Source organism: Haladaptatus sp. W1 (genome assembly GCF_001723155.1).
Taxonomy (GTDB): domain Archaea; phylum Halobacteriota; class Halobacteria; order Halobacteriales; family Haladaptataceae; genus Haladaptatus; species Haladaptatus paucihalophilus.
On record NZ_MEIH01000153.1, the window covers coordinates 1 to 5,844 of the forward strand.

Consider the following 5,844-nt stretch of genomic DNA (forward strand, 5'->3'; position numbering starts at 1 on the left):
GGGCAACGTCACGGGCCGCGCCGACGACCTGCTCATCGTTCGCGGCGTGAACGTCTACCCGAGCCAAATCGAGGAGGTCATGGTCGACCTGGACGCCGTTGCCCCGCACTACCGAATCGACTTGCGGCGGGACGGCCAACTCGACAGGATGGAGATAACCGTCGAATACCACGAGGACTTCGAGGATTCGCCGCACGAACTCCGCGAGCGAATTCAGGAGCGTTTGCGCGAGATTCTGGAGGTCAAACCCGACACGCTGGAAGTGGTCGAACCGGGTGCCCTCGAACGGACCGAGGTCGGGAAGGTAAAGCGCGTGTACGACCACCGCTGAGGGCGGCGCTTCGCGTCGCTCGACTCAGAGCCACGGACCGAGCAACGAGTCGCGTCCGTCCGGGCGTTCGACGCTGACGACGGTGCTGTACGCCGAGGAACGAACGTCCGCCGTCGTGGACCCGAAGACGAACTCCCGAAGCCTGTTCTTTTGCGGCGCACCGAGTACCGTCACGTCGTAGTACTGGGACTGGTCGACGATGGCGTCGGTGGCGTCGTCCGCTTCGAGAATCCACTCATCGACGGCGGTGAAGTCACCGAGGCGCTCGTTAGCCGCGGCGATGTACCGCTCCGCGTCGGTGTGGGCGCGTTCGTCCGCGGAACTCGGGACGACGTGGAGGAGTTCGAGCCACGCGCCATGTTTCTCGGCGAGGTATCGTGCCATATCGACGGCCAGCCCGGAGTGTGGGCCGCCAGCCACCGGAACGAGAATCGAGGTCACGTCGGTCGAGAGGTGATTTCCGCCGACGGAAATCACGTCACAATCGACGTGGCCACCGACGCGCGTCGAGACGCTTCGACCGAACGCCGTTGACGTCATCGACTCCGACTCGTCCACGACGACCACACCGGCAGAGAACTCCTCGCTCGCGGTCCGTGCGATGGTGAGGTAGTTCCGTCCGACTCGGGCCGCCGCGCGGGTTCGAACGTCGAGTGCGGAATCGACGGTCGTCCGAAGGGTCCGCCGGGCCGCCGCCTGCCGTTCGTTCAACACGTCTCCGGCGAGATTGAGCGGCGTTCCTGACGACCTGACGGCCGCGTTGACGAGTATCAACTCGCCACCCCGCGCGTCGGCGAGCGCCGCCGCGAACGAAACCGTCCGTTCGGCGTCATCCCCGTCGGAAAGGACGACGACGTTCTGCCGCGGTGATCGCCCACCGGCCGTTGCGTACAGCAGCGAGGGAGCCCACGGCATGGGACTAGTGTTCATATCTCACGACATTTACTGAAACGGTATAAATCACACCATTATCCAGCCAAATTTGGAATTTAAGACCCTCGTGCAGATAAAATTCTCATTTCTTCTCGGTGAGCGTTTCGAACGTGGCTACCGCGTGCAGTTCTCGAAGTAATTATAGGAATAGTTAAAATTGCCTCGAAATATCACGATCGAAGTGGGACGAATCGAGGCCGAGTTCGATGGGTGTTCGGGGATGTTTGGGGGTGTTCGGGGTGCCGTCGAGTGCACCGACAGTCGGTCTCTGTCCGGCTGTCAGGGTTTGTACACCCGACCGCGGAAGATGGCGACGTTCTCGGGGTCGCTTACTTCTTCCGTTCCTTCGCTTCCTTCTCTCGCGGTTTCCGTTCCCCCGCTCCCGTCTTCCGTTTCGGTTTCCACCTCGTCTTCCTCAACTCTCGCCTCGACGGCCACGTCCACCCGATAGGTGCCGGTGCGTCGCGTCTCGTCCTCGCGCTCGGCGACCGCGACGAGTCTGTCGCCCACGTCCGCGGCCGAGAGGTAGGAGATGTTCGTCTCCAGCGCGAGCGCGGTGTCGCCGTCGGCGTTCGACGCCGCCGCGAACGCCGCGTCCGCGAGCGAGTAAACGACGCCGCCGTGGGGCGTCCCGTGGAAGTTCAGCAACTCCTCTCGGACCGTGAGTTCCGTTCGCGCCCCGCCCGATTCGAGGGTCGTGAGTTCGATTCCGAGGGTCGCACAGAAGGGGTCGTTCGCGATTTCGTCGTATCTCTCGTCCGGGATATTCGCCATGGGTCGGTTCCGCACAGTAGTTACTTATATTCTTCCCGAGTGGGATTCGACATGGCTTACAGCTACGAACCACACTACTTCGAGGACTTCGAGGAAGGCCAGACGTTCGAGAGCGTCGGCCGGACGGTCACCGAGTACGACTTCGTGATGCATTCGGCCTTCACCGGCGACTGGACGGAACTCCACACGAACAAGCACTACGCCGAGGACGAATACTTCGGCGAACGCGTCGCACACGGCCCGATGACGTTCTCGCTGGCGACCGGGTTCGTCTACCGCTGTGGCTTCCTGGAGCGCACCGTCCTCGCGTTCCTCGGCATGAACTACATGGACATCCCCGCGCCCGTCAAGATGGACGACACCATCTCGCTCGACATGGAAGTCATCGAGACGAAGGACCTCTCCAGCCGCGAGGACTCCGGTCTCGTCGTCATCGACACCACGATGACCAACCAAGAGGATACCGTCGTCTTCGAAGGCGACATGAAGTTCCTCATCAAGCGCCGGGACTGAACCCCGCCGTTCGATTTTCGTCGGCCAGCCGAACCGCGGTCCGTCCGAACGTTCTATGCCGTTCCCTTCGAAATTTAGTCCATGGTCTCCGACGCGCTCGTCGCCGTCGTCTTCTGTACCTTCGGCCTGCTGTTTTTCAACCAGATTCACGTCTACCCGCTCAGCCGGTCGCTGACGAGCGCGACGGGTGCCGTCGTCGTCCCTCGCACTCGGAGCGATTTCTCTCGACGAGGCGCTCGCCAGCGTCGATACGAGCACTCTCCTCCTCTTGTTCGGCATGCTCGCCCACGTCGAGGCGCTCTCGCGGAGCGGCTTTTACGGCTGGGCGGGGTCGTACCTCGTGGATTTCACCGGGACGGCGAGCCGACTAACCGTGGGAACGCTCGTCGTCGCCGTCTTCAGCTCCGTCGCGCTCAACGACGCGACGGTCCTGTTGCTGACGCCCATCCTCGTGCAGGTGATTCGCAACGCGGACATCGACCCCGTGCCGCCGCTCATCGCCGTCGTCCTCGGGGCGAACATCGGCAGCGCGGCGACGCTCATCGCGCTTCAGCAGGCCGCCCGCCGCGGGGTGGACATCTCCATCCGGCGGTTGCTATCGGTGGACGTCCCCGTGGCTATCGTCACGAGTGCCGTAGCGGTGCTCATGCTCAACGCGGGACTGTGAAAAACGAACCAAAACCGCGAGTCGGCGGCCTTACTCCTCCGACGAGCACGATGGGGAGGTACAGGACGCCCCGCAGGTCGAGTTACACTGTTGGGTCACGTCGTCCGAGTGGTCGAGGACGACGGCGTCCCCGGTCACGTCGAACCCGCTTCCCGTAACCGTGCTGCCATCGCAGTACTGCAACAGGATTCCGTCGCGGTCGGTACCGGTCTGGCTCACACAGCAGGACTCGAAGACGGAGTTCGGGCGGCCGAAGGCGCGGAGCGGCGCGCTGCCGGGATAGCCGCTTCCCGTGTGGTTCGCGTCGCCCGTCACCTGTACGCCGGAACAGACGACCGGCGCGGGCGTGGACTTCGGCTTCACCGCGTACATCGCCGCCGTGTCGTCGGTGCCGATTCGAATCCGGCTGTCTCGAATCGTGGTCGTTCCCGCACCGGCGGCGACTATCGCCCCGTCGCTCGCTACGTCGGCGGTCAGGCTGACGTCGCAGTTTTCGACCGTCGCGTCGTCGGCGAACAGCCAGATACCCCGCATGTTCGTCGGGAACGAGGAGGACGAGTGTGCGTCGTCGATGACGACACAGCAGTCACGAACCGTACCACCGGACCCGGCGAGGCGGACGTTCGCGATGTTGTTGTTCCTGTACTCGCCGCCGGTGACGGTGACGGTGCCGGTGCTCTTGCTCGACTCGTACAGGCCGTTGTTCGGGAATCCTCCGACGTGGCAGTCCCTGAATTCGAGGTCTCCCTTCGTGTACTGATGGACGAAGACGCCGACCGCGCCGCTCCCGTCCGGCGCGCCGTCGGGGGCGCGGAGTCCCTCGACCAACCCGGACCCGTCGTCGGTGAGCACGCCGAAGATGAACGGTCCTTTCGACCCGTCGTGGATGCCGTGATGGTCCACGTCTCGGACGAGGAGGCCGTTGATGTCGTCGGGGACGGTCGAACAGTCGGAACGGCTCGAAGGACCGCCGGAGAGATGAGCGAACTCTCGGCGACCATCGAGGAAGTCGCCGCCTCCGCGGACCAAGTGGCACAGACGGCCCAAAGCACCGAGGCGCTCGGGCAGGACGGACGGGAAGCGGCCTCGAACGCCATCGACAAGATGGACGCCATCGAGACGGGGACGGACGAAACGGTCGAACAGATGGAGGACTTGGCCGACGAAATCGGCCGCATCGGCGATGTCGTCGAACTCATCCGCTCCATCGCGGACCAGACGAACATGCTCGCGCTGAACGCCAACATCGAGGCGGCGAGCGCGGACGGCGACACGGAAGGGTTCGAGGTGGTCGCAAACGAGGTGAAGGAACTGGCGAACGAGACGAAGGAAGCGGTCGTGGACATCGAACAGCGCATCGACACCGTGAAAGAGCAGGCGAACGTGACCGTCACGGACGTCCGGGAGACGCACGAAGCGGTCACCGACGGGGCGGAGACGGTGCGCGACGCGCAGGAATCGCTCCAAGCCATCATCTCGAACGTCGAGGAGACAACCGGCGGCATCGAGGAAATAAACGACGTGACCGCCGAACAGGCATCGACGACCGAGGAGGTCGTCGCCGCGGTGGACGAGGTGACCCGCATCAGCGACGAAACGGCCGACGAAGCTGAAGACGTGGCCGCGGCGGCGGAAGAACAGACTGCTTCGGTCAGCGAGGTCGCTCGGAGCGGATATTGTGAGCGTACGATGTCCACCGTCGAATCTGCACGTTCACGCACTACGTCGGTGAGTTCGTCTTGATAGCCAAGAATTACAGCAGGAGGGATATCGGGTAGTCCGTCATCCTGCGCTTCGACAGCGTCTCGGGGTGAAAAGAGCGTGTCTGCATCATACTTGTCCGTATAGTTCGGGATCATGCGACACAATTATTCAAAAAGGGACAAATGTCTTTCTCAGTATAAAAAGGATTCAATCAACAATTCAGGATCTAATTTATTATTCATCAGAACAGGATTGTGCGTTCAAAAGTAGCTCAGGTCTTTTTTGATTAGGAACGATAGCGACTGAACTGTTACGGGTACAATCAGATTTGTCAATTTCCCATGAAACTTTTTTCTTTAAGACTGGATCAACATCATTGACACTTACTGTGTGTTGATAAACTCCCGCCAGAACTTCTGCGTCAACTACTTTTACACTATTTGGGCTCATCAATAATGTTTTATTTATTATGCTATCCTTGTTCTTACCGCTGGAAGTAGCTTGAACCCAAACTTCATGATTTTCGTCAGTATAGTTCGCAACTTGAATGTGAACACTTATTTTAGAGTTGAATAGAGCGCGTGACTGGCAACCCGCAAGTGAAGCAAATCCTCCGACACTCACAGTGAGCAATTGCCGACGGGTAATCTTATGCATGAAATATATATCAATCCAAACTATAAAGAATTATTGTTAAAGTCTCAATCATTTACGACATCGAAGTGACAGAACCCTCCGAGAACACTTGTGTCCCTAAATGCAATCCCTGCCCAGGACGGATCTACATAGCTATACGTCGAACTGTTCCAGCCTGTAAGCGTAACATTGCTCCCTGGTGGAAGACGTGTGTCAGCAACAACTGAACATCCGTGGGCATCGTTCCGACCAATAGGCATGTCTCCGGTAGGAATTTCCCAATGAT

The 5,844-nt window shown here is 60.4% G+C and carries 8 protein-coding genes; 4 read left to right on the plus strand and 4 right to left on the minus strand.

Going from position 1 to position 5,844, the window contains the following annotated elements:
- Nucleotides 1-331, plus strand: a 331-nt coding sequence (locus BG842_RS08370; protein ID WP_139136065.1) for a phenylacetate--CoA ligase, incomplete at its 5' end; no start/stop codon positions are given.
- A 24-nt stretch (nt 332-355) separates the two neighbouring features.
- On the opposite strand, the gene BG842_RS08375 is transcribed toward BG842_RS08370, so the two are convergent.
- Together BG842_RS08375 and BG842_RS08380 are read right to left on the minus strand one after the other, a co-directional pair.
- Nucleotides 356-1,261, minus strand: a complete 906-nt coding sequence (locus BG842_RS08375) for a universal stress protein (RefSeq protein ID WP_069450419.1) — start codon at nt 1,259-1,261, stop codon at nt 356-358.
- Between the two features lie 282 nt (nt 1,262-1,543).
- Entirely contained in the window at nt 1,544-2,038 is a 495-nt protein-coding gene (locus tag BG842_RS08380) for a PaaI family thioesterase (protein ID WP_069450420.1), read from the minus strand.
- Between the two features lie 51 nt (nt 2,039-2,089).
- On the opposite strand from BG842_RS08380, the gene BG842_RS08385 reads away from it, so the two are divergent.
- Entirely contained in the window at nt 2,090-2,551 is a 462-nt protein-coding gene (locus BG842_RS08385; protein WP_007978987.1) for a MaoC/PaaZ C-terminal domain-containing protein, read from the plus strand.
- Nucleotides 2,552-2,738: 187 nt separating this feature from the next.
- Nucleotides 2,739-3,218, plus strand: coding sequence for an SLC13 family permease (locus BG842_RS08390; RefSeq protein ID WP_254662990.1), 480 nt, complete (start codon nt 2,739-2,741; stop codon nt 3,216-3,218).
- 30 nt (nt 3,219-3,248) lie between these two features.
- Here the strand turns inward: BG842_RS08390 and BG842_RS08395 are convergent, their stop codons facing one another.
- The gene (locus tag BG842_RS08395; RefSeq protein WP_254662991.1) at nt 3,249-4,247 is read right to left on the minus strand and encodes a hypothetical protein; all 999 of its coding nucleotides are present in this window, start codon (nt 4,245-4,247) and stop codon (nt 3,249-3,251) included.
- Between BG842_RS08395 and BG842_RS08400 the strand changes: the two genes are divergently transcribed.
- Nucleotides 4,197-4,961: a methyl-accepting chemotaxis protein gene (locus tag BG842_RS08400; RefSeq protein ID WP_254662992.1), complete on the plus strand. Its 765-nt coding sequence runs from the start codon at nt 4,197-4,199 to the stop codon at nt 4,959-4,961. The two genes, BG842_RS08395 and BG842_RS08400, sit on opposite strands and share 51 nt — an antisense overlap.
- A gap of 195 nt (nt 4,962-5,156) precedes the next feature.
- Here BG842_RS08400 and BG842_RS28755 read toward each other — a convergent pair whose 3' ends face one another.
- The gene (locus BG842_RS28755) at nt 5,157-5,579 is read right to left on the minus strand and encodes a hypothetical protein (protein WP_139136066.1); all 423 of its coding nucleotides are present in this window, start codon (nt 5,577-5,579) and stop codon (nt 5,157-5,159) included.
- Nucleotides 5,580-5,844: the final 265 nt, after the last annotated feature.